Source organism: Alcanivorax limicola (assembly GCF_019931215.1).
Classification (GTDB): domain Bacteria; phylum Pseudomonadota; class Gammaproteobacteria; order Pseudomonadales; family Alcanivoracaceae; genus Isoalcanivorax; species Isoalcanivorax limicola.
Window position 1 is genome coordinate 128,843 of the sequence record NZ_JAIOUB010000003.1, and the last position, 21,609, is coordinate 150,451.

The 21,609-nt window shown below is 63.1% G+C and carries 14 protein-coding genes; 6 read left to right on the forward strand and 8 right to left on the reverse strand.

Translation table 11 applies throughout. The features are described 5' to 3' along the window. Positions 1–7: 7 nt before the first annotated feature. Positions 8–1,237 carry a serine hydrolase domain-containing protein gene (locus tag K8B33_RS10770; RefSeq protein WP_223426315.1) on the reverse strand — a complete coding sequence of 410 codons (1,230 nt, stop codon included), beginning with the start codon at positions 1,235–1,237 and terminating at the stop codon, positions 8–10. 233 nt (positions 1,238–1,470) lie between these two features. Between K8B33_RS10770 and K8B33_RS10775 the strand changes: the two genes are divergently transcribed. Beyond that, a complete protein-coding gene (locus tag K8B33_RS10775) occupies positions 1,471–1,791 on the forward strand; it encodes a DUF962 domain-containing protein (RefSeq protein WP_223426316.1) in 321 nt (106 codons plus the stop codon). Positions 1,792–1,805: 14 nt separating this feature from the next. On the opposite strand, the gene K8B33_RS10780 is transcribed toward K8B33_RS10775, so the two are convergent. Continuing rightward, entirely contained in the window at positions 1,806–3,017 is a 1,212-nt protein-coding gene (locus K8B33_RS10780; RefSeq protein WP_223426319.1) for a CaiB/BaiF CoA transferase family protein, read from the reverse strand. Between the two features lie 127 nt (positions 3,018–3,144). Here K8B33_RS10780 and K8B33_RS10785 point away from each other — a divergent pair, with 127 nt between their 5' ends. The 3 genes from K8B33_RS10785 (at position 3,145) to K8B33_RS10795 (ending at position 6,092) form a co-directional block, all read left to right on the forward strand. Further along, on the forward strand, positions 3,145–3,831 hold the full coding sequence (locus tag K8B33_RS10785) for a class I SAM-dependent methyltransferase (protein ID WP_317846219.1): 687 nt from the start codon (positions 3,145–3,147) through the stop codon (positions 3,829–3,831). Positions 3,832–3,960: 129 nt separating this feature from the next. Further along, positions 3,961–5,343 carry a DegQ family serine endoprotease gene (locus K8B33_RS10790; RefSeq protein WP_223426321.1) on the forward strand — a complete coding sequence of 461 codons (1,383 nt, stop codon included), beginning with the start codon at positions 3,961–3,963 and terminating at the stop codon, positions 5,341–5,343. A gap of 53 nt (positions 5,344–5,396) precedes the next feature. Continuing rightward, complete coding sequence (locus K8B33_RS10795) at positions 5,397–6,092, forward strand: hypothetical protein (RefSeq protein WP_223426323.1); 696 nt, start codon at positions 5,397–5,399, stop codon at positions 6,090–6,092. A gap of 47 nt (positions 6,093–6,139) precedes the next feature. On the opposite strand, the gene K8B33_RS10800 is transcribed toward K8B33_RS10795, so the two are convergent. Then, the gene (locus K8B33_RS10800; protein ID WP_223426326.1) at positions 6,140–7,729 is read right to left on the reverse strand and encodes a GMC family oxidoreductase; all 1,590 of its coding nucleotides are present in this window, start codon (positions 7,727–7,729) and stop codon (positions 6,140–6,142) included. Positions 7,730–8,071: 342 nt separating this feature from the next. On the opposite strand from K8B33_RS10800, the gene K8B33_RS10805 reads away from it, so the two are divergent. Continuing rightward, positions 8,072–8,662 (forward strand): HNH endonuclease, encoded by a 591-nt coding sequence (locus tag K8B33_RS10805; RefSeq protein ID WP_223426329.1) that lies wholly within the window; start codon positions 8,072–8,074, stop codon positions 8,660–8,662. Between the two features lie 707 nt (positions 8,663–9,369). On the opposite strand, the gene K8B33_RS10810 is transcribed toward K8B33_RS10805, so the two are convergent. The 5 genes from K8B33_RS10810 to K8B33_RS10830 form a co-directional block, all read right to left on the reverse strand. Beyond that, entirely contained in the window at positions 9,370–10,695 is a 1,326-nt protein-coding gene (locus tag K8B33_RS10810) for a condensation domain-containing protein (RefSeq protein WP_223426331.1), read from the reverse strand. 70 nt (positions 10,696–10,765) lie between these two features. Continuing rightward, positions 10,766–11,896 carry a DUF3080 family protein gene (locus tag K8B33_RS10815; protein ID WP_223426332.1) on the reverse strand — a complete coding sequence of 377 codons (1,131 nt, stop codon included), beginning with the start codon at positions 11,894–11,896 and terminating at the stop codon, positions 10,766–10,768. A gap of 6 nt (positions 11,897–11,902) precedes the next feature. Further along, a complete protein-coding gene (locus K8B33_RS10820; RefSeq protein WP_223426333.1) occupies positions 11,903–12,472 on the reverse strand; it encodes a lipocalin family protein in 570 nt (189 codons plus the stop codon). Between the two features lie 85 nt (positions 12,473–12,557). Further along, on the reverse strand, positions 12,558–13,862 hold the full coding sequence (locus tag K8B33_RS10825) for a succinylglutamate desuccinylase/aspartoacylase family protein (RefSeq protein ID WP_223426334.1): 1,305 nt from the start codon (positions 13,860–13,862) through the stop codon (positions 12,558–12,560). A 99-nt stretch (positions 13,863–13,961) separates the two neighbouring features. Further along, on the reverse strand, positions 13,962–15,866 hold the full coding sequence (locus tag K8B33_RS10830) for an ATP-binding cassette domain-containing protein (protein ID WP_223426335.1): 1,905 nt from the start codon (positions 15,864–15,866) through the stop codon (positions 13,962–13,964). Positions 15,867–16,056: 190 nt separating this feature from the next. On the opposite strand from K8B33_RS10830, the gene K8B33_RS10835 reads away from it, so the two are divergent. Then, positions 16,057–21,594 (forward strand): alpha-2-macroglobulin family protein, encoded by a 5,538-nt coding sequence (locus tag K8B33_RS10835; RefSeq protein ID WP_223426337.1) that lies wholly within the window; start codon positions 16,057–16,059, stop codon positions 21,592–21,594. Positions 21,595–21,609: the final 15 nt, after the last annotated feature.

Genomic DNA, 21,609 nt, shown 5'->3' on the forward strand with positions numbered 1-21,609 from the left:
GGTGTGCTCAGCCGAGCATCTGTTTGTTGATCGTGTGTTGCAGTCTCAGCAGCGCCGGCAGGTGCGTGCCCAGTACCGCCTTGCCGGTTGTCAGCAGCGCGCCGGACAGGGCGCGGTCCGGGTCGGCCCAGCAGTAGATGCTGATGAATCCGAGGTGCCCGAATGCGTTCTGTGTGCCGGGGCCGTACAGGCTGATGGCCCGCGCGCCCAGCATGAAGCCGGGTGAGAACTCCAGCGGCAACATCAATGTGCGGTCCAGGCGACCGCCGCGCCCCGTGCGGCCAACGGCCCGGGCAACGGTGTCCGGATGAAACAGCTGTTTGTCGCCATAGCGCCCACCATCCAGCAACATCTGAAAAAAGCGGCTGGCCTCCTCAGCGGTGGCAAACAGGTTGCCCGCCGGAATCGTCACATCCAGAAAGCGCGGATCGTTGGAGACATCGACCACTTCCTGCAAGCCGGCGCCAACGGCATGGCGCAAAAACGTGTCCACGGGTTTCAGCTGCAGACCCGTGGCGACATTCTTCGCCGGGGCCGTCACCGGGGCGTTCTGATCGTTGACGACGCCGAAGCTGAAGTGGCGCATCCCCATGGGCTTGCGGATCACCCGATCCAGCAGCTGGTTGACGCTTTCGCCTGTTACCCGGGTGATGATCTCGCCCAGGACAAAACCGGCGGTAATGGCGTGGTAGGCCTGCTGACGGCCCGGCTTTTCCGGGGCCGCGCGGCTCATCAGCGTCATGATGCGTTCGTAATCAAACAGATCTTCCGGAGACACCGGCTCACGAATACGCGGTACGCCAGCGCGGTGGGTCAGCACATGCATCAGCGTCGTGCGATGCTTGCCCGCCTGGCCGTACTCCGGCAGGTAATGGCTGACCCGCTGCTGCAGATCGAGCACGCCCTGTTCCACCAGATGATGGATCAGCATGGCGGTGACAGCCTTGGAGGCCGAGAACAGACACACCGGCGTATCCACGGTCAGCGGAATGCCGGCGCCGGTATCAGCATGGCCCAGGGCGCGATCGAAGACACTGTGCCCGTGGCGGCGCAGGTGCAATGCGATACCCGGGCTCATGCCGCTGGCATAGAGGCGCTCCAGCCCCTGATCAATGGCAGCGATGCTGTTGGCCGTCAGGCCAGCGGTGCGAGGGTCTGCTTCGGCCCCGATATCCCGGGCGTCACTGAGTGATGCAGCGGCATAGGTGGCGTTCAGCAGAGGCGGCAACAGGGCCATGGGCGGCGTGTCTCCATTGATTAAGCGGCGTTCCGAGGCCTGTATTGTGATGGCACGCCACCTGCGGTCAATGGCGGCCCGCGCCAGCCTCGATGAATCTGGCGCCAATGCACAACCGATGACGCGCAAGCACGCCATCTGCCTGCAGCAGCGGTTGCGTACAAGTCGCCCCGGCAGTCATGCTTGATACTGATCCGTTGAATCGGCAACAGAATCGGTAACAGGAGCCTCCCATGACCACCATCAAGCAATCCGGCTTCGAGAGTTTTGCGGAGTTCTATCCGTATTATTTGCAGGAACACAGTGACAACACCTGTCGGCGCCTGCATTTCGTCGGCACCAGCCTGGTGATCGCCCTGCTGGTGGCGGTGATTGTGGGGCCGCTGGGCGCCTGGTGGCTGCTCGCCGTGCCGCTGATCGGCTACGGCTTCGCCTGGGTCGGGCATTTCTTCTTCGAGAAAAACCGCCCGGCGACCTTCAAGCACCCCTGGTACAGCCTGGCGGGTGACTTCGTCATGTGGAAGGACATCCTCACCCGTCGCATCGACTGGTAAGGTCTTTTCTCCGGTCAGTCTCCGCTACCGACGACGCCTGCCTGGCGGAGCGCCTGCCAGGTGGTGTCGTCCAGCCCCAGACCATCACGCAGCACTTCGTCATTGTGAGCGCCCACATCCGGCCCCGGCCAATTGGTGCGTCCCGGCGTGCCCGTCAGGCGCGGCAGGATGGCCGGAATCTTCAAGGGCTTGCCGTTGATTTCCACCTGCTCGAAAAGCCCGCGTGCCTGAAAATGCGGATCGCGCATCATGTCCGCCGCAGAGTAGATCGGGCCAGCGGGAACGCGTGCCTCTTCCAGAACCGCCAGCACCTGCGCACTGTCGAGGCCGGCACACCAGGCTGACAGGGCGTCATCAATCGCAGCTTCCTGCTCGACGCGCCCGGCGTTGCTGGCCAGTGCCGGATCGTCTGCCATGTCGGCCCGCCCGGCCGCCGTCATCAGGCGGCGAAAGATCGAATCCCCATTGCCGCCGATAATGACGTAGCGGCCATCGGCACACAGATACGTGTTGGTGGGTACGATTCCCGTGACGGTGGAGCCGGACGGTCCCCGGACCAGGTCGGCGCCATCGTATTCGGGAATGATCGCCTCAAGCAGATTGAAGACAGATTCGAACAGGGCGACATCCACGACCTGACCATTGCCGCTGCGCTCGCGTTCGAACAGCGCCAGCATGATGCCCAGGGCGGCATGGATACCGGCCAGCGTGTCACCCATGGACAGGTTGGGGCGCACCGGGCGCTCACCGGGAAACCCGTTGACGTGACGAAAGCCACCGACTCCCTCGCACACGGAGGCATACCCGGGCTTGTGCGCCCAGGGGCCGGTCTGGCCATAGCCGGAAATGCGCGCATAGATGAGGCCGGGATGGGTGTCGCGGAAATGCTCGGGGCCCAGTCCCCAGTTTTCCAGCGTGCCGGGGCGAAAGTTCTCGATCACGACATCGGCGCTTTCCATCAACTGGCGCGCCAGCGCGACGCCCTGTGGCTGCTTGAGGTCCAGGGTCACGCATTTCTTGTTGCGGCCCAGGCTGCGCCACCAGAACGACGTGCCGCCCTCGTCGAGTTTGCGCCAGCCGCGAATCGGGTCGCCGCCGGGGGGCTCCACCTTGATCACCTCCGCGCCAAAATACGCCAGCAAGGTGCCGGTAAAGGGGCCCGCCAGCAGTTGGCCGAGCTCGATGACGCGGATCCCGGCAAGGGGCAGGCGCGGGGCTGATGTCATGGCAGAACTCCTGATGTGGCGGACAGCGTTCGACGCTGCGGCGGACGCTGGTATGCTGCGTCGCACCGTCTGGTGATGGCGAAGCGTTTATCTTAGCGCAGTGCCCGGCTGAAATTGAGGACAGGTTATGACAGGCGATTATGGAAAGGTAGCGCTGGCGACATTGCATGCGCATCTGCAGCAACTGCTGCCGCGCGCCTCGCTGGTGCCCACACTATTGCCTCAGGTGCCATCGCTGTCGCTGTGGTTGTTGCAGGATACGCTGGGTGCCGAACCGCTGGCGCCGGAGACCATCAATGCACTCATGGAGGCGCCGCCGTACTGGTCTTTCTGCTGGGCGTCGGGGCAGGTGCTGGCGCAGCAGTTGCTTGCCCGCCCCGAGTGGGTGGCGGGCAAGACGGTGCTGGATGTGGGCAGCGGCTCGGGCGTCGTGGCGATTGCGGCAGCCCGTGCCGGGGCAAAACGGGTGCTGGCGTGTGACCTTGATCCGGTGGCGCGCACGGCCATCGCGTTGAATGCCCGGCACAATGATGTGGTGCTGGAAATCGTTGCCGATATGCAGGAAGCATTGCCGGTGGCGGAGGTGATCACGGCAGCGGATATTCTCTACGATCGGGACAATCTGTCGTTGCTTGAGACGTTTCAGTCTGCCCCCACTATTGTGCTGGCGGACTCCCGTATCCCGGATCTTGATCCACCGGGTTATCAGCGGCTGGGGGAATTTACGGCCACCACCTGGCCGGATCTGGGGGAGTCACAGCAGTACAATCGGGTGCGCCTGTTTGCCGTGCTGCCCGAGGCTGCCGCCGTGTGACCGGAACCTTGCTGCGGCAAGACAGGTCACACACATGTTATCCAGAATTGATGGTCAGAGAAGTCGTACTGAGGAGGCTCGATCTTGCGTACCGCAATGCTTCGGCGTGCTCCGGCGCCGGTAAGGGGGATGTTCCAGAGCAAAATTTCCGGCCTGATGTCGGCCATGGTGCTGAGCATGGCGCTGGCAGTGCCAGCGCAGGCCCTGTTGCCGCAGGCCACCGGGGACGGCCAGCCGCTGCCGTCGCTGGCGCCCATGCTGGAGGAGGTGTCGCCGGCAGTGGTGAATATCGCCACCCACACCCGGGTGCGCAGCCATCAGAACCCGTTGATGGAAGACCCGTTCTTCCGTCGTTTCTTCAATATGCCGGACCAGCGCGGGCCGATGCCCGAGCGGCGTGCCACCAGCGCGGGTTCCGGCGTGATTGTCGATGCGGATAACGGCTATGTGCTGACCAACGCCCATGTCGTCCGCAATGCCGATGAGGTGGAAGTCACGCTCGTGGATGGCCGCACTGTCACCGCGGAGGTGGTCGGCATGGATTCCGGGGTGGACTTGGCGGTGCTGAAGGTCGATGCCGACAAGCTTATCCAGATCGACATTGCCGACTCCACCCGGTTGCGTGTGGGGGATTTCGTCATTGCCATCGGCAATCCTTTCGGGCTCGGCCAGACCGTGACCTCCGGCATCGTTTCTGCGCTGGGCCGCACCGGGCTGCGGCTGGACGGCTACGAGAATTTCATTCAGACCGACGCCTCCATCAACCCCGGCAACTCCGGCGGTGCACTGGTGAACCTGCGCGGTGAACTGGTGGGTATCAATACCGCCATTATCGCGCCGGCCGGTGGCAATGTGGGCATCGGCTTTGCCATTCCCACCGAGATGGCCGTGAATGTCATGGCGCAGCTGATCGAGCACGGTGAAGTGCGCCGTGGTGTGCTGGGGGTCAGCATTCAGGACCTTACCGCGGAGTTGGCGGAAGCCTTTGATGTGGCCGAAAAGCGGGGCGTGGTGATTACCGGCGTGCTCGAGGACAGCGCGGCGGCGGAAGCCGGCTTGCAGCCCGGTGATATCGTCACGGCAGTGGATGGCCGGCCGGTGAACCGGGCGGCAGATCTGCGTAATCGCGTGGGCCTGTCGCCGGTGGGAGAAAAGGTGCAGTTGAGCATATTGCGCGACAGCCAACCCCGTGAGGTGGTGGCCGTCATTCGTGAAACGGGTGGCAAGAGCGCAGACGGTGCAGCACTGTCCCGCCACCTCAAGGGCGCATCAATGCGTGACCTGCGCGATGGCGAGCTCAACCATGCCGAGCGGGGCGTGCTGGTGGAAGATGTGGAGCGCAATGCCGCAGCATGGCGCGCCGGCCTGCGCAGCGGTGATGTGATCATCAACGCGAATCGTCGCGATATTGAAACCCTGGACCAGTTGCGCGAGTCTGTCAGTGACCCGGAGGCGCCGCTGTTGCTGCGCGTCAATCGCGGCGGTGGGGTGTTTTTCGTGGTGATACGCTGATCACTGGCGCTACACGACGCTCGCGATGGTCCGGATGACCGGGAGGGCAGGCAATGCACGACAGCAGAGTTGGCGCTGCAGCCGGGCTGCCCCTGTGGGGCATTGCCCTGGCTGCCGGACTGATTCCCCTGCTCACCATACACGTGACTTTCGTGACGTCGGTGGTGGAAGGGCACGTGCCATGGTGCGTGCCTTACTGGGATGCGTGTACGAGTATCAGCCGTACCGGGCGACACGGCAGTAGCTATTTCATCTTCAAGGGCGCGATGCTGCCGGCAGCCTTGCTGGGTATCTTCTTCTGGTGGCTGAGTGCTGGCTGGTTGCGGCAACTGGGTGTGCAGAATGCCATGCCCGCCTGGTTGCCCTGGCTGGGGCTGGTGGGTTGCGTATTTCTGGCGGCTTACACCCTGGCGCTGGGCCACTCCGGCGATACATTTCGCATGATCCGCCGTACCGGCGTGATTCTTTATTTCTCACTCACGTTTATCGCGCAGCTGCTGCTCAGCGCGGCGCTGCTGACAGTGCCGGCCTGGCAGTCATGGGGGCGTCGTCTGTTGCGGCTGTGCCAGACGGCGCTGGCCATCGGCATTCTGTCCGTGATCCTCACGGTGGTGGCTTATCCGCTGTACAGTCAGATTGATGATGCGTTCGAGTGGGTGCTGGCATTGCTGCTCAACACCCATGGTCTCGCTGTGGCCTGGCTCTGGTGGAAGAGCGGCTTCCGCGCCAGCCTGCATACAGACGACTGACGCGCGGCCACGGACTCGGCGGTGAGCCGTGCCCGACGTGAGGCGATTCAGCCGAGCATCATGTCCGCTGCTTTCTCGGCAATCATCACCGTCGGCGCGTTGGTATTGCCGCCAATCAGCGTTGGCATGATCGACGCATCCACGACCCGCAACCCTTCCAGCCCGTGCACGCGCAGACTGTCCGGCGCGACCACCGCCATATCGTCAACACCCATCTTGCAGGTGCCCACCGGGTGATAGATGTTGTCGCACTTGCGCCGCAGGAAGTCGCGATAATCGTCGTCAGTCTGCAGCTCCCGCTCCGGGAACGCGGCAGCACCGCGCCAGCGCGCGAGCCCCTCCTGTTTCATGGCTTCGCCGAGCAGCTTCATGCCGCGAATCATCCCCTGGACATCGTCTTCATGGGTCATGAAACGCGGATCGATCCGTGCATTGTCTGACGGATCAGCACTGTTCAGCGTGACCCGGCCACGGCTCTTGGGGCGCAGGATGCAGACGTGGGCGGAGTAACCCCAGCCCATGGCAAACAGGGTATTCAGGCCGTGGTTGTCGAGCATGGCCGCAGTCAGGTGCAGCTGCAGATCCGGAATGGGCTCTTCCGGACGCGACTTGATGAAGCCGCCGGCTTCGGCCACGTTCGAGGTCAGCGGGCCACTGCGGTCGCGGAAGTATTGCCACAACGCCTTGATATGTTTCGGCAATGCCGCAGGCGAGAGGCTCAGCGTGTCGCGCAGCAAGGAGCGCTGCACCAGCAGGATGTCAGGGTGGTCTTGCAGGTTCTCGCCCACACCGGGCAATTCGTGGCGCACGGCAATCCCGTGCCGGGCCAGCTCTTCGCGGGGGCCAATGCCTGACAACAACAGCGTTTGCGGTGAGTTGATGGCGCCACCGCACAGCACCGTCTCGCTTGCCTCGACCTTTTCATGACGGCCGCGACGGGTATATTCGGCACCGATCACGCGCGTGCCATCCATCAACAGACGGCTGACGCGGGCCTCGGTAATCACGGTCAGGTTTTCCCGCTCCAGGGCCGGGTGCAGATAGGCCTTGGCAACGCCCCAGCGTTCACCGCCTTTCTGAGTGACCTGATAGAACCCCACACCTTCCTGCTCGGCGCTGTTGAAGTCGTCCGTGGCCGGCATACCCGCCTGCACACAGGCGTCAATAAAGCCCTGGCTGACCGGGTGCTGGTAGCGCAAATCCGCCACATTCAACGGACCACCGGTGCCATGCAGCGCACTGGCGCCACGCTCCTGGTTCTGACTGCGCTTGAAGATGGGCAGCACGTCTTCCCATGCCCAGCCTTTATTGCCCAGCTCGGCCCAGTGGTCGTAGTCCCAGCTGTGGCCGCGGGTGTAGATCATGGCGTTGACGGCACTGGACCCGCCCAGGGTCTTGCCGCGGGGGATATACAGCTCCCGGTTGTTCAGCGCTTCCTGCGGCACGGTGTAATAGCGCCAGTTGCGCTTGTTGGAGCGCATCAGCGCGATAATGCCAGCCGGCATGCTGATCAGCAGGCTGTTGTCAGCGGGGCCGGCTTCCAGCAGGCAAACCCGGTTGCCGGGATTCTCGGAGAGTCGGTTGGCCATCACGCAGCCGGCGGAGCCGCCGCCGATAATCAGATAATCAAAGGACATAAAGACCGCCCTGCAGCGTTGTTGTCATTGATGAATGGTGAGATTGTCACAATTGTAGGGCACCTCAGGTCAAGGCCGGAGGAAATTTGTGACTTTCCGGTCATTTAATTTCGCTTATCGGTCTGCGGCGGCCAGCGGCCTCGGCCGGCCGCCGCCATGCCCGCAGGCTTGTGGTTGTGTCGTTGCGGTGGTTATTATCTGAGCAGCCCGGCGGCCAAGGGGGCGGCCTGAATCGGGCAAACGCCTGTGCTGCCTGCCACATTCCGGTCATGGTTTTGCTCAAAGCTGGTCGGGGTGGTGCATGTTCGGATGGGCCATCGCATCAGTTGAGCGGGAGCGGCTATGTCAGAACGTATTCTCAGGCTCGATATTGCCGGCAAGCCGGTGGAATGGCTGTCCTGGCAGGACGCGGCCTGTCTGTACGCGCGCGGGTTGGTCACCTGGACGCTGGGTGATGTCATCTATCAGATTCAGGGCGGTATTTCCCGCTGTACCGGGCTGCGGTCTGAGATGCAGCTGCACTCCATCATTGCCTGTAACGGGCGCATCAATCCGCACCCTCGCACACGGCCACCGCTGACCAACCGGGCGTTGTTCCGGCGTGATCAGAATATCTGTCTCTACTGTGGCGGGCATTTCCACGACCATGAGCTGACGCGGGACCATATCGTGCCGACGTCTCGGGGTGGGCGGGATCACTGGCTGAATGTGGTGGCGGCGTGCCGGCGCTGTAACCAGCACAAGGGCAATCGTCTGCTGGAGGAGTCCAGCCTGGAATTGCTGGCACTGCCGTTCGTGCCCAACATGGCGGAGTATCTGGCGCTGATCAACAGCCACCGTATCCGGGGCGACCAGATGGCGTTCCTGAGCGGGCAATTCTCCCGTCACAGCAAAGGGCGGCTTGATGTGCCTTCTGCGGCGTTGGTGGTGTAAGGCGCTCGTCGCGGATTGACGTGAGTGTCTGTCTCCAATGGTGATTGCGTGTCAATCGGATAGCGGGGCGCTCTCCAGCGCGGTTGGTCACCCTCCATCAAGTACGCGTTGAGCCGGGGCATGCCCTTCCGGGACCGCTCAAGCCGTCCCTGGTCGCTCGCGCTTTGGCCATCCATGGCCAAAGAGGTCCCTCCAGGGCATGCCCCGGCTCAACGCTGGCAGTAGATTCTGAGTCCGGTGGCTACATCAACTTTCTGGAAGAACAAAACCACCAGTTGGCTCGCGGCTTCTTAACTGGGCTGCGCGTGACGGCCCTCGGGGGGCGGGTACAGGTTTTCAGGACTGTGTGAGACAAGGATGTCGAACACAAGCCCCCAGGGATGGGTTTACGGCGGGTCCTGAAAACCTGTACCCGCCCCCCGAGGGCCACAACCACCAAACCAGCCCAGAATGGAAAACTCCCCAAACGAGGGATTCTCGTCAATTAGCGATGAGCCAAAAAAAACGGCGCCCAGAGGGCGCCGCAGGTTTTTGCTCGGGAGAGCTTGTCCGGAGAAGAATCTCCAGGCCCGGAAGGGACAAATTTCCGCGCCCTCAGCCATGCTGAAGCTGAGGCGCCAGTGTACCGCCCTCGGGCTGATTGGCGTTTGCCAGCCTGACGCCGGAAATGCGCCGGGCAGCCAATAGCGATGTAAACCCACCCCGAATCAGACACCTGCCTGACCGTTGAGGATATCCAGGAACGTTTCGGCAAAGGCCCAGGCGCCCTCGCGGCTGAACTGCTGGCGGTGGTAGCGGAACGACAGGTGCAGATGATCATTCAGCGTCACCGCCCCCAGCGACAGGCCCATGGGCATGCGGCACGGCGGCGAGAACCAGAGCTCTTTCAGAGCCAGCGCGCTGTCCCCCGGCAGCGGCATACGGGCATGGCCCAGATTGCCGAGTACCGTGGTGCTGGCGATGCGGTTGCCGGTCAGCGGCAGCAGGCCGGGGACTGCCTGGCGAATCCAGGCGGGCAGGCCGCGCACCTCGCGCATCAGGTCCACCAGCAGCCCCATGGTGCCGCTTTCCTTGAGGCCGGCCGTCTGCCGGGTGAGCACATTGAGCAGATGCTCGAAGTCGGTGCGGTCATTGGCGCGCGAGATGACGTTGACCCACACGGACAGATTGCTGGCGACATCGTTGCGGAAGCTCGGGTCACGGGTATTCATCGGCATGATCATGCTGATGCGCCCCGTGCTCTGGTCGTGCTCCGTATTCCAGCGGTCAATCGCCAGATGCAGCGCGGTGGCCAGCAGGTCGTTGATGGTGGCGCCGTTGTGGCGCAGGGTCTGCAGGCGCCGGGTCTGGGCGGCGCTGAAGCGCACCGGCATGAAGGACAGGCCGGTATCGTCTTCCATGCCGTCAGCGGCAATGCGTGCTGGTGGTTTGAGTGTTGTGCCAATGACTTCCAGCAAGCGGCTGATTCGTGCCAGATGATCGGAAAATTTCGCCGGGATCGTCTCCGGTGCGCCATTGCGAGCGCGAATGAAATCGACGCCGGAGACCGGGTCGGCGACGCCGGCGTAGGCGCGCAGGATCGAGACCATGAAGCTGTACAGGCCCACACTGTCGCAGACGGTGTGGTTCATGTTGATCATGAAGAAATCGCCTTGCTCGCCGCAATGCGCCAGTGCGCAGCGGAACGGCGGTGCCTCGGCCAGTGGCACGGAGAGGCTGTGCAGGGCGGTGCGCGCTTCATGCAGGGCTTCTTCGTCGCAGCACTCGATGATGCGCAGCGGCACTTGTTCGAGGGCGTCCTGGATTTGCCAGAACAACTGGGTGTCGCTGGCTTTGTGCGGGGCGAGGGTGGCGCGCATCATGGGATGATGGGTCGCTGCACTGCGGATGGCGCTGGCCAGACGCTCCTCGTCCAGGTGCCCGCTGACGCGCACCTCCATCTGCAGGCTCAGTGGTGAGCCGGGCTTGTCGAGGTGCAACAGCAACTCGTCATAGATGTTCAAGGGTATGCGCTCTGGCAGGAACTCGGTCATCCGCTACCTCCCTGGTAAGTCATACCATTATGCGGTGTCATGCCGGGTACCGATAGTCCGGGACCGGAATTCAGTGGCGCTCGGGCGCCGCATCAAGGCCGGTGCCGCCCTCGGTGCTGCGAGGCTGGAGACCGCAGCCCGCCAGCAGGTTTTGCCAGGCGAGGGTATGCCGGGCCATGGCGGTGCGAAAACGGTGATGCAAGCCTGCCTCATCCGAGAAATGTGCTGCATGCCAGGCGTCAAAGGCGGGGCTGTCGGCGGGGAGGCTGACGGCGAGCTGTTGCATGGTGTCCTGCAATTGCCGAGCGGCCTGGTCCAGCCGGGACAGCCAGGGCTGGATCTGCCCGCCATACACGTCGATGAAGACATTCTGGAAGTAGCGAGCTTGCTGGCTGCTGCGCTGGCGCGGGCACAAGGATGTGGTGTCGACTTGTTCCAGCATGGCAGCGGCGCGGTGTAATTCGCGGGTGGCCAACGCCAGGCCTTGCAATATGCTGCCGCCGGTGTCGCTGCGGGACAGGGTGGCGATGTCCTGCTCGAGCAGGCCCGCGTTGGTGGGCAGAGGGGCATCGCCGCGCAGTTGACTGCCCAGCCGGGCGATGCGGCCCAGCGCTGTCTCCAGCGTTGTCATGGCGACGAGGTCGGCAGTTTCCGCCGGGCGCGCCGTGGTGCTGAAAAAGCCGGCCATTTCCTGCGAGCCCAGTGTGGCATTGAAATACAGTGCCGGCAGGGACTCGCGCTTGAGTGTGTAAATCTCCGACAGCCAGAGGTTGAAGGCCTCGTCATCAGCAAGCCGTTCCCCGGCCAGGCAGGTTTCGCTGCGCTGGATAAAATCCAGTTCATAAGCAAAGCGCAGGGAGGCCGTCTGCAGCCGTCCGAGGCTGCTGTTGCGTTCGCTGACCAGCGCCATCATGTCGCATTCGGCGAGGCCAAAATAGCGCCGCATACCGGTGCGCAGGTCGGGAACGTCCTGGCGCAGATCCCGGCTGCGCGGGTAGCGTTGCACGGTGATATTCACCGTGTCGGCAGGTACTTCTGTCGCGGCCAGTCGCGCGAGACGTTGCTGATAGTCATGCCAGAGATCTTCCGGCCCTGTGGGCTGACAGGCAGACAAAAGCACGCACAGGCATACCGATGGCCACCAGCGCCAGCGGCGTGTTCGGTGTTGTCGCTGTTGCTGCTGGTGCTGCTGCCTCGTCATAAACGCTCACAGGGGGTCGCAGGGCGCCTGCCAGCACTGGGGCACGCGCTGTATATCACTGATGGTGTAGCCCTCATCCTCGAGCAAATCAAGCAGTGCGGCGTAGTCGGCATCGTCCATGTGTGGTTCGCGCGCCATGATCCACACGTAGTCGCGTTTTTGCCGGCCGATGATGGTCTGGCTGTAATCGTCGTCAACATGGACGATGCGGAAGTCAGCCTTGAACGGCCACAGGAACTGCATGCCCCAGACGGCGTTGCCGGTGTCTTCGCGCACTGTGGCGACCGGGTTCATGCGCCGTTCTTTGCCGTCGTAGGCGCCGCGCCGGAAGATGAAGGTGGTATCAATGCGGCCATCGTCTTTCAGGGCATATCGTTCTACCGCATTGTAGGCGTCGCGTTCGAACACGGTGGGTATGCTGGCGATGACAAACCAGTCTCCCATAAAGCGTTCCAGATCTACTGGCGCGGCGTCGCGGATTTCGGGAAGTCGGGTGCTCTGGCAGCCGCCAAGCAGGAGTAGCAGCAGGCTCAACGGCGCCAGCAGGCGCAGAGCACGGGAGGGGTGGGAAGGCATGGCTCGCTCCGCAGTGATGTCTGACCGACATGCAGTATGCGGCGTGGCCTGTAATGGTCTGTGAAGATGCTCTGTCTACCAGGAGCTATTCGTTACGATGCTCTTCGGCGTCATCCTCTTCGACAACGGGGGCGTCCGGTTCCTGACGTGCGGGCTCGGACGGTGCGGCCGGTTCGCGAGTTTCTTTTTCCCGTGCTTCTTCCCGCGCCTCTTCCTGCACCTCTTCCGGCGCCTTCTCGATACCGATGTGGTAAGCCGCGAAACCGGTGTGCACGACCTGGTTTTCTGCCATGCCCAGCACGCGCCCGGCGAAAGGCGCGATGATGGCGCTGCCGGTGTTGGTGATCGGGTCTGTGACGGTGCCCAGCACCTGGCCACGGCGCACATTTTCGTCCAGCTTTACTTTGGACATCAGGATGCCGCCCTGATTGGCGCGCAACCACCGGGACTCGTAAAACACGGGTTGCGGGGTGCCCCAGAAGCGCCGTGCCTTACGCATGCCGAGATTGTCGAGCATGGTTTCGATGGCCTGGACGCCGCTGTCCACGGCGCTTTCTTCCAGTCGGTTGGGCCCGCCGGCTTCCATGGTCACGGTGGGGATGCCCGCATCAGAGGCGGCGCGGCGCAGGGTGCCGGTGGGCGCTGCGCTGTGCAGCACGGTAATGCCACCGAACTTGCGCGCAAATTCGACGATATTCGGGTCAGTCATGTCACCGCGCAGTTGGGTCAGATTGACGCGCCGCAGGGACCCGGTGTGCAGGTCGGCGAGAAACTGGCAATGGGAGACAATTTCGGCGAACAGGGAATAGGCGATGCGGGCTGCTGAACTGCCCTGGGGATTGCCGGGGAAATAACGATTCAGATCCCGGCGATCTGCCAGATAACGTTCGCCGCGACGAAAGCCGTCAAGATTGACGATCGGCACACCCACGACGGTCCCGCTCAATTTTTCCGGTTCCAGTTGGTACATGACCCGCCGCACCATCTCGATGCCGTTGAGTTCATCACCGTGGACAGCCGCGGTCATGCAGACGATCGGGCCCGGGCGTGCGCCATGGGCTACCAGTACGGGGACGGGGGTGGCAATGGAAGCGAAGGATTGTTCCGGTGACCAGTAGAGCGTGTTGATGGCGCCGGGTTTGACTTCGCCGCCCAGCAGATGGAAGGGGACGGGGGAGCCGTCCTCATGTGGCACAGCGGTGGCGTCACCAGCTTCTTCTGCTGCGGGCGAAGGGGAGACGGGGAGGATGTGGACCTGATCAGGTTGTGGCAGGTCCTCGTCTTCAAGCTCGGTGGCCTGCAGCGGCTGGGCCACGCACGCCAGTAGCAGGCTGGTGGCCAGCAGCCAGCCGGTTTTCGAACAGGGTGTCGAGCTTGTCGGTCCTGTCATTCCCCTCAGGGCGAACATACCACCTTCCTCCGTATTGTCTTGATTATCCCGGTTCGAGTGGCAGTAAGCCTGCTTGTTCCCCGGAAAACCGGATGCCGGTCATGATTCTGCGTTGTCCAGCGCTTCCCAGCGAGCGAAACGGACTTCGGCTTTTGCCTGCAGTGCCGCCAGTCGCTGGTTAAAATCTGCGATATCCGCCGGTGTTTGCTGGTAAAAGCCCGGATCAGCCATCGCTTGTTGCATGGCATCGATCTGTGCTTCCAGTGCTTCCAGTTCGGCGGGCAGTTTTTCCAGTTCCAGCTTCTCAGCATAAGACAGTTTTTTTACATTTTTTTGTGCCGTGTCTTTCTTTTGCGCTGTTTTCTTTGCGCTCTGGCCCGGGTTCTGAAGCCCGGAAGCGGATGCCGCGCCGCCGGTATTGCGCTGGCGCAACCAGTCCTGATAGCCGCCGACGTATTCGTTCACTGTGCCGTCTTCGAAGACCAGCGTGCTGGTCACAACGTTGTCGATGAATTCCCGATCATGGCTCACCAGCAGCAGGGTGCCTTCGAACGCCATCAACTGCTCTTCCAGCAGGTCCAGGGTTTCTGCGTCCAGATCGTTGGTCGGTTCATCCAGTACCAGCAGGTTGAACGGACGGGTGAACAGCTTGGCCAGCAGCAGGCGGTTGCGCTCGCCGCCGGACAGGGCGCTCACCGGCTGCCGCGCCCGTTGGGGTTCGAACAGAAAATCCTGCAGGTAACCAATGGCATGCCGGGGCTGGCCGTTGATGGTGAGAATGTCGCTGCCTTCCGTGACGTTCTCGATCACGGATTTATTGTCATCCAGGGTGTTACGCAGCTGGTCGAAGTACGCCACGTCCAGTTTTGTGCCCAGCTGAACACTGCCGGCGTCCGGTTGCAGATGGCCGAGCAGGATCTTCAACAGTGTCGATTTGCCACAGCCGTTGGGGCCGATCACACCGATACGGTCGCCGCGCATTACCGTGAGCGAAAAATCGCGCAGGATGGATTGCTCGCCGTAAGCCTGATACAGCCCTTCGGCTTCGATCACCAGCTTGCCCGAGCGGTTGGCATCCTGTGCGGCAAGCTGCACGTTGCCCTGGCGTTGACGACGTTCTGCATGGGCCTGGCGTAGCGCCTTGAGCGCGCGCACGCGGCCTTCGTTTCGGGTGCGGCGCGCCTTGATGCCCTGGCGAATCCAGGTTTCTTCGCGCGACAGTTTCTTGTCGAATTCGGCGTTGGCTTTTTCTTCTGCATCCAGTGCCGCCTGTTTGCCTTCCAGGTAACGTTCGTAATTGCCCGGCCAGCTGGTCAGGCTGCCCCGATCAATCTCGATGATGCGGGTCGCCAGGGCGCGGATAAAGGCACGGTCGTGCGTAATGAAAACGAGTGTTGCTTCGTACTGCCGCAGGAAGTCTTCCAGCCAGCGAATGGCCTCGATGTCCAGGTGGTTGGTGGGTTCGTCCAGCAGCAGGATGTCCGGCGCCTGCACCAGTGACTGGGCCAGCAGCACGCGCCGCTTCATGCCGCCGGACAGGCCGGCAAAATCGGTGTCACCATCCAGATTCAATCGTGAGAGCACCGTTTCCACCCGCTGGGAAATATCCCAGGCGCCGCGATCGTCGATTGCCGCCTGGACTTTTTCGAAGCGCTGCATGACGGCGTCACCGCCGTCCATCAATTCGCGCGTCAGATGTTGGTACTCGGACAGCAGGCGGCCCTCTTCACCGAGGCCGGCGGCGACCACGTCGAACACGCTGCCGTCGGTGTCGTGGGGGACTTCCTGTACCAGACGTGCCACACGCAGACCCTGAGCCTGCTCAATGCTGCCGTCGTCGGCCTGAATTTCACCGGCGATGATCTTCATCAGCGTGGACTTGCCCGCGCCATTGCGCCCTACCAGACACAGGCGCTCGCCCTTGTCGATGCTGAGTTCCACGTCACTGAGCAGGGGGGCAGCGCCAAAGCTGAGCTGGATATTGCGCAAGGTAAGCAGGGGCATGACAGGTCCACGGTGTAAATCAGGACGCGCAGTGTACCACCGGCCATCGCCGGTCGTCTGTCACTGCCAGTCAGGAGGGCCAGTCAAGACGGCAGGGCCATGCCAGTGGAGCGCCTCTCGCCTTCTTGCTATTGTTCAGAAGCTTGCTCGCCTCCCTCAAAATGAAGAATAACGGCCCGGATGCCCGCCCATGAAATCTGCCCTGATGCTGTCCTGTCTGCTGTCTGCCCTGTTGTGTCTCAGTGGCTGTGATTCCGGCCCTGACAAGGCATCGGAGGGGCCGATGAGCGAGGCGGAGAAAGACGCCTGGGCTGATTACATCGTCAGCCATTCTCCGGCGCGCGTGCCGGCCAGTGATGCCCTGCGGGTGCGTTTTTCCCGGTCCGTAGTGGGCAGCGACATGCTGGACACGCCGGTCCCCGGACTGGTGAGCCTGTCGCCGTCGATGGAGGTCACCGCCCGCTTTGTGCGTGAGAACGAGTTGCTGATCGAGCCCCGTGCACCGCTGTCGCCCGCGCAGGTTTACACCGTCTCTCTGGACGGCAAGGCCCTGCCCGGCGTGCCCCTCACCAGTCGCTGGCAATTCACCGTGACGGCGCTGCCGCAGAGTATGGACTTGCGTTTGCAGGGGCTGGCGCCGGGGGCTGAGCCGCATACGATGACGCTTGCCGGGGAACTGGCGACCATCGACCGTGCGGCATCGGCGGTTATCGAGCAGGTGCTGGTTGCCCGCCAGGGGGATCGCAGGCTGCCGATGCACTGGCAGCAGGATGGTAGCGGGCGCCTCAACAGTTTCACCATCAGCGATATTGCTCAGGGTGACCGGGCGGGCGAGGTGACGCTGGTCTGGGATGCGGCGGTACTCGGCGCGCAACAGAAAGGCGAGCGCAGTGTGCGTGTGCCGGCACGCAATGAGTTCAGTGTGACGGACGTGCGTATCGCGGCCGCAGAACGCCAGTACATCGCCGTGAGTTTCAGTGCGCCCCTGGCCAGAAACCAGAACCTGGCCGGGCTGGTGCGCCTGAATGGCAACGACACCAGCGCACGGATTGAAGGCAGTGTGTTGCATGTCTATCCCCCGGAGCGGCACAGCGGCGAAACCGTGCTGCGACTTGAGCCCGGTCTGCGCAGCGAGGCGGGTGGCAGGCTGGCCGAACCGGTGGAGCAGACACTGACGTTTGTCAGTTTGCGTCCGGGCGTGCGGTTTGTGGGCAAGGGCGTCGTGTTGCCGGACAGCGATAATCTCACCGTGCCGTTCGAAGCGGTGAATGTGCGTGCGGTGACGGTCACGGCGCTGCAGGTCTACCGCAACAATATCGGTCAGTTCCTGCAGAGCAACGATGTCAGCCAGGGCTATGGCATGGAGCATGTCGGCCGCTACCTCTGGCGCCGTGAAATTCCCCTCAATGATTTGCCCCGTGATCGATGGCAGCGTTACTTGCTGGATGTCAGCGATCTGGTGCAAGGGGAGCCCGGTGCCTTGTTCCAGGTCAGCCTGAGCATTGACCGGGATCAGGTGCTGTTCGGCTGTGATGATCTGTCGCCGGTCAACGACCCGGATCGTCCGCTGGGCAACTGGGACGGTCGCGGCGAAATGGAGGGCAGTGGCTGGGACGGTATCGAGCAGTGGTACAACAACAGCGGCTATGTCGCCTGGAGCGAGCGCCACAATCCGTGCAGCAGCGCCTATTACATCTATGGCAGCGACAACAATATCGAAGATAGCCGCAATCTGCTGGCCTCGAATCTGGGCCTGATGGCCAAGCAGGGCGACGACAACCGCTTGCATGTGGCAGCAACGCAATTGCGTAACGGGCAGGCGGCGGCAGGCACCGAGATCGAGGTGTTCAATTACCAGCAGCAACGCATCGGTCGGGGGACCACGGACGCCTCGGGCCTGTTGGTGGCGACACTGGACGGCACACCATTTTATCTCACGGCGCGGCGCGGGGATGACCGGGGCTATCTGAAGTTGTCCCGTGGGCTGGCGCTGCCGGTGAGTCAGTATGATGTCGGTGGCGTGGAAGTGCGTAATGCCATCAAGGGGCATATCTACGGGGAGCGTGATGTCTGGCGCCCCGGTGATGCGCTGTTTCTGACGTTTGTTCTGGAAGACCGGGAAGCCGTATTGCCCGCCGGCCACCCGGTGACGCTGGAGTTGCTGGACCCGCGAGGCAACATCGTGCAGCGGCGCACCAACAGTGCACCGGTGGGCAACTTCTATCCCTTCACCTTGCGCACCGCCGAAGATGCGCCCACGGGCGTCTGGCGTATTGTCGCCCGGGTCGGCGGCATGACCTTTGACCGGGCCGTGCGTATTGAAACCGTGGTCCCCAACCGGCTGAGTCTGGATCTGGCTCTTGGCGACGAGGCGCTGCGCGTGGACGCATTGCCGGCTCAGGTGACGCTTGCCGCGCAATGGCTCAGTGGTGCCACAGCCAGCGCGCTGCGTGCGGACGTCAAGGCACGGTTGACCCCCACGAGCACGCGCTTCGAACGGTTCACGGATTTCAACTTTGATGACCCGGCGCGCAGCTTCAGCAGCGGAGAGCAGACCGTCTTCGAAGGGCGCCTGGACCAACAGGGGCAAGTGCGTTTTCCGATCAAACTGGTTCACGATGCCGCGGCGCCGGGCATGCTGCGCGCGACCTTTACCAGCCGTGTCTTCGAGGAAGGCGGCCAGTTCAGCGTGCAGAGCCAGCGTCAGGATTATCATCCGTGGCCGCACTATGTGGGCCTGCGGCTGCCCGCTGGCGATGAGGCACGTAACATGCTGCTGACTGACACGGATCACCGTATTCGCATCGCAGCACTGGACAACACCGGTGAGCCGGCGGCGCTGCAGAATCTGGAAGTGTCCCTGTACAAGATCGAATGGCGCTGGTGGTGGGATCAGAGCGGCGAGTCCCTGGCGCGCTATGCCAGCGGTGCCGGCCATCAGGCGCTGCAACGCGGTACGGTCAGCACCAACGCCGAGGGTGAAGGCGAATGGTCGCTGCGTATCAATCACCCGGAGTGGGGCCGTTATCTCTTGCGTGTCTGTGACAACAACGGCGGTCACTGTACCGGTGAAGTCTTCTATATGGACTGGCCTGGCTGGGCGGGCCGCGCGCGGGAAGACCGTGGCGAAGGGCCTGCGCGACTGACGCTCTACACCGACCGTGACCAATACAAGGTGGGCGAGACAGCCACGGTGCAATTGCCGGAAAGTGAAGGTGGCCGGGCGCTCGTCAGTATCGAGAATGGCAGTCGGGTACTCCGGCAATACTGGCTGGACGTGGCTGCGGGCGAAACACAATTCGAGGTGCCCATTACGGCCGCCATGGCGCCGAATGTGTATGTCAGCGTCAGCCTGATCCAGCCTCACAGCGGCCGCGAGAACGACAGGCCGTTGCGCCTGTTCGGTATCGTACCGTTGCTGGTATCTGATCCGGCGACGCATCTGGAACCGCATCTGACGGTGGCGGATGAAGTGCAACCGCAAACACCTTTCACGGTGCAGGTGCGCGAAACCAATGGCCAGCCGATGACCTACACACTGGCTATCGTGGACGAGGGCTTGCTCGGCCTGACCGGCTTCCGCACACCGGATCTGCACCGGGAATTTTTCCGGCGTGAGGCGCTGGGCGTGCGCACCTGGGATCTGTATGACGAGGTGGCCGGTGCTTTCGCCGGCGCGCTGGAGCGCCTGGTCGCCATCGGCGGCAGTGATGCGGCGGACGATGATGACGAAGCCAATCGGCGCAGACGCTTCCCCCCGGTGGTAAAGTTTGTCGGGGCCTTTGAGCTGGACGCCAATGGTCGTCGCGAGCACGAGATTATCTTGCCGCAGTATCTGGGTGCAGTGCGGGTCATGGTGGTGGCCGGCGACCAGGGCCGCTACGGGCGCGCCGACAAGACCGTGCGGGTGCGTGAGCCGCTGTCGCTGCTGACCACCTTGCCGCGCGTACTCGGTCCGGATGAAACCGTCACCGTGCCGGTGAACCTGTTCCTGCAAGCACCGTCCGTGCGCGAGGTGACGGTCACGCTGGAGGCGGATGCGCTGTTCCGCATCATCGACAGTGAAAGCAAGGTCGCCTTCTCCGGCCCCGGTGAAACGATTACCCGGCTGCAGATGGCGGTGGGCGACCAGGTTGGCACCGGTACCGTGACCGTGCGTGCGCAGGGCGGTGATGCCAGCGCTCGCGAGGATATTTACATGACGGTGCGTAGCCCGAACCCGCCGTCAACGGATCGGGTGGTGGCGCGGGTCGCCCCTGGCGATACCTGGCGCTATGATTTTGCGCCCCATGGTTTGCCGGGCACCAATGTCACCAGCCTGGAAGTCAGCAGCGTGCCGCCGCTGAATCTGTCGCAACGCTTGAGCTATCTGGTGCGTTATCCCCATGGCTGTCTGGAGCAGGTTACCTCGGCGGCCTTTCCGCAGTTGTATCTGCCGCGCCTGCTGGTGCTCGACGATGCCACGCAGACCGCCACGGCCGCCAATATCCAGCGCGCGGTGGATCGCCTGCGCGGTTACCAGATGGCGGATGGCGGTTTTGCCTACTGGCCCGGTGCTGCGGATATCAACGACTGGAGCAGCAGCTACGCCGGGCATTTTCTGCTGGAAGCCCGGCGCCTGGGGCACGCGGTACCGGCGGAGGTACTGGCGCGCTGGCGCCAGCATCAGCAACAACTGGCGCGCGCCTATGTGGCCTCGGATGGCACCGGACAATTGAATCAGGCCTATCGGTTGTACACCCTCGCACTGGCCGGCCAACCGGAGACCGGCGCCATGAACCGGCTGCGGGAAGAGGCCGGGCTGACTTTGATGGCCCGCTGGCAACTGGCGGCGGCCTATCAGGCCATGGGCATGACCGATGTGGCGGCGGCGTTGACTGTGGATGCGCGCACCGACGTGGCGGCTCCGGCGCAGCCCGATGCGACCTTTGCTTCAGCGCTGCGGGACCAGTCCCTGATCCTGCCGGTACTGGCGGCGCGTGGCCGTCATGACGAGGCCCAGGCGCTGGCACAGCAGATCGCCGATACGCTGTCTGGCGAGCAATGGCACAGCACGCAGTCGGTGGCGTGGGCGCTGATGGCGCTGGCCCGCTTCCACGGTACTGATGGTGACGTGGCGGCGGATGACAGGCTGGCCTTTGCCTGGCGGCAACGCGATGAGGCCTGGACATCGGTGTCCGAAGCCGCTCGCATGACCCGGCTGGCTCCGGCCTCCGAGGCGGGGGAAGTGGCACTGCGCAACGACAGTGAGCGGCCGTTGTATCTGGTGCTGGGCAACGAGGGCGTGCCTGCCGCCGGGCAGGAAAGCGCGCTTCAGTCCGGCCTGCGCCTGCAGACCCGCTTCCTCGGCCTGGACGGTCAGGCCTTGAATATCGCTGCACTGCCCCAGGGCACCGATATCCGTGCCAGTGTGACCGTGACCAATACCTCGGGCCGTCGCCAGGAGCAGTTGGCACTGACCCAGGTATTGCCCAGCGGCTGGCAGGTCAACAATACGCGCATGGCCGGTGAGGACACGGTGGCAACACTGGATTATCAGGACATTCGTGATGACCGGGTGCTCAGCTATATGAGCCTGGATGCCGGCGAGAGCCGGACACTGGAGATTTCCCTGAATGCTTCCTTTGCCGGGCGCTTCTACCTGCCTGGCTGGCAGGTGGAAAACATGTACGACGCCAGTGTCCAGGCGCGCAGCGCCGGGCGCTGGGTCGAGGTCTCTGCACGGTAGCGCCGGTAAGGGTAG

Bases quoted from the DNA above. Each gene is read 5' to 3' on its own strand.
- K8B33_RS10815 (WP_223426332.1), bottom strand. From the start codon at position 11,896: ATGACGAGGCAGCAGCACCAGCAGCAACAGCGACAACACCGAACACGC.
- K8B33_RS10785 (WP_317846219.1), top strand. From the start codon at position 3,145: ATGACAGGCGATTATGGAAAGGTAGCGCTGGCGACATTGCATGCGCAT.
- K8B33_RS10790 (WP_223426321.1), top strand. From the start codon at position 3,961: ATGTTCCAGAGCAAAATTTCCGGCCTGATGTCGGCCATGGTGCTGAGC.
- K8B33_RS10780 (WP_223426319.1), bottom strand. From the start codon at position 3,017: ATGACATCAGCCCCGCGCCTGCCCCTTGCCGGGATCCGCGTCATCGAG.
- K8B33_RS10770 (WP_223426315.1), bottom strand. From the start codon at position 1,237: ATGGCCCTGTTGCCGCCTCTGCTGAACGCCACCTATGCCGCTGCATCA.
- K8B33_RS10800 (WP_223426326.1), bottom strand. From the start codon at position 7,729: ATGTCCTTTGATTATCTGATTATCGGCGGCGGCTCCGCCGGCTGCGTG.
- K8B33_RS10825 (WP_223426334.1), bottom strand. From the start codon at position 13,862: ATGACAGGACCGACAAGCTCGACACCCTGTTCGAAAACCGGCTGGCTG.
- K8B33_RS10775 (WP_223426316.1), top strand. From the start codon at position 1,471: ATGACCACCATCAAGCAATCCGGCTTCGAGAGTTTTGCGGAGTTCTAT.
- K8B33_RS10795 (WP_223426323.1), top strand. From the start codon at position 5,397: ATGCACGACAGCAGAGTTGGCGCTGCAGCCGGGCTGCCCCTGTGGGGC.
- K8B33_RS10835 (WP_223426337.1), top strand. From the start codon at position 16,057: ATGAAATCTGCCCTGATGCTGTCCTGTCTGCTGTCTGCCCTGTTGTGT.
- K8B33_RS10820 (WP_223426333.1), bottom strand. From the start codon at position 12,472: ATGCCTTCCCACCCCTCCCGTGCTCTGCGCCTGCTGGCGCCGTTGAGC.
- K8B33_RS10830 (WP_223426335.1), bottom strand. From the start codon at position 15,866: ATGCCCCTGCTTACCTTGCGCAATATCCAGCTCAGCTTTGGCGCTGCC.
- K8B33_RS10810 (WP_223426331.1), bottom strand. From the start codon at position 10,695: ATGACCGAGTTCCTGCCAGAGCGCATACCCTTGAACATCTATGACGAG.
- K8B33_RS10805 (WP_223426329.1), top strand. From the start codon at position 8,072: ATGTCAGAACGTATTCTCAGGCTCGATATTGCCGGCAAGCCGGTGGAA.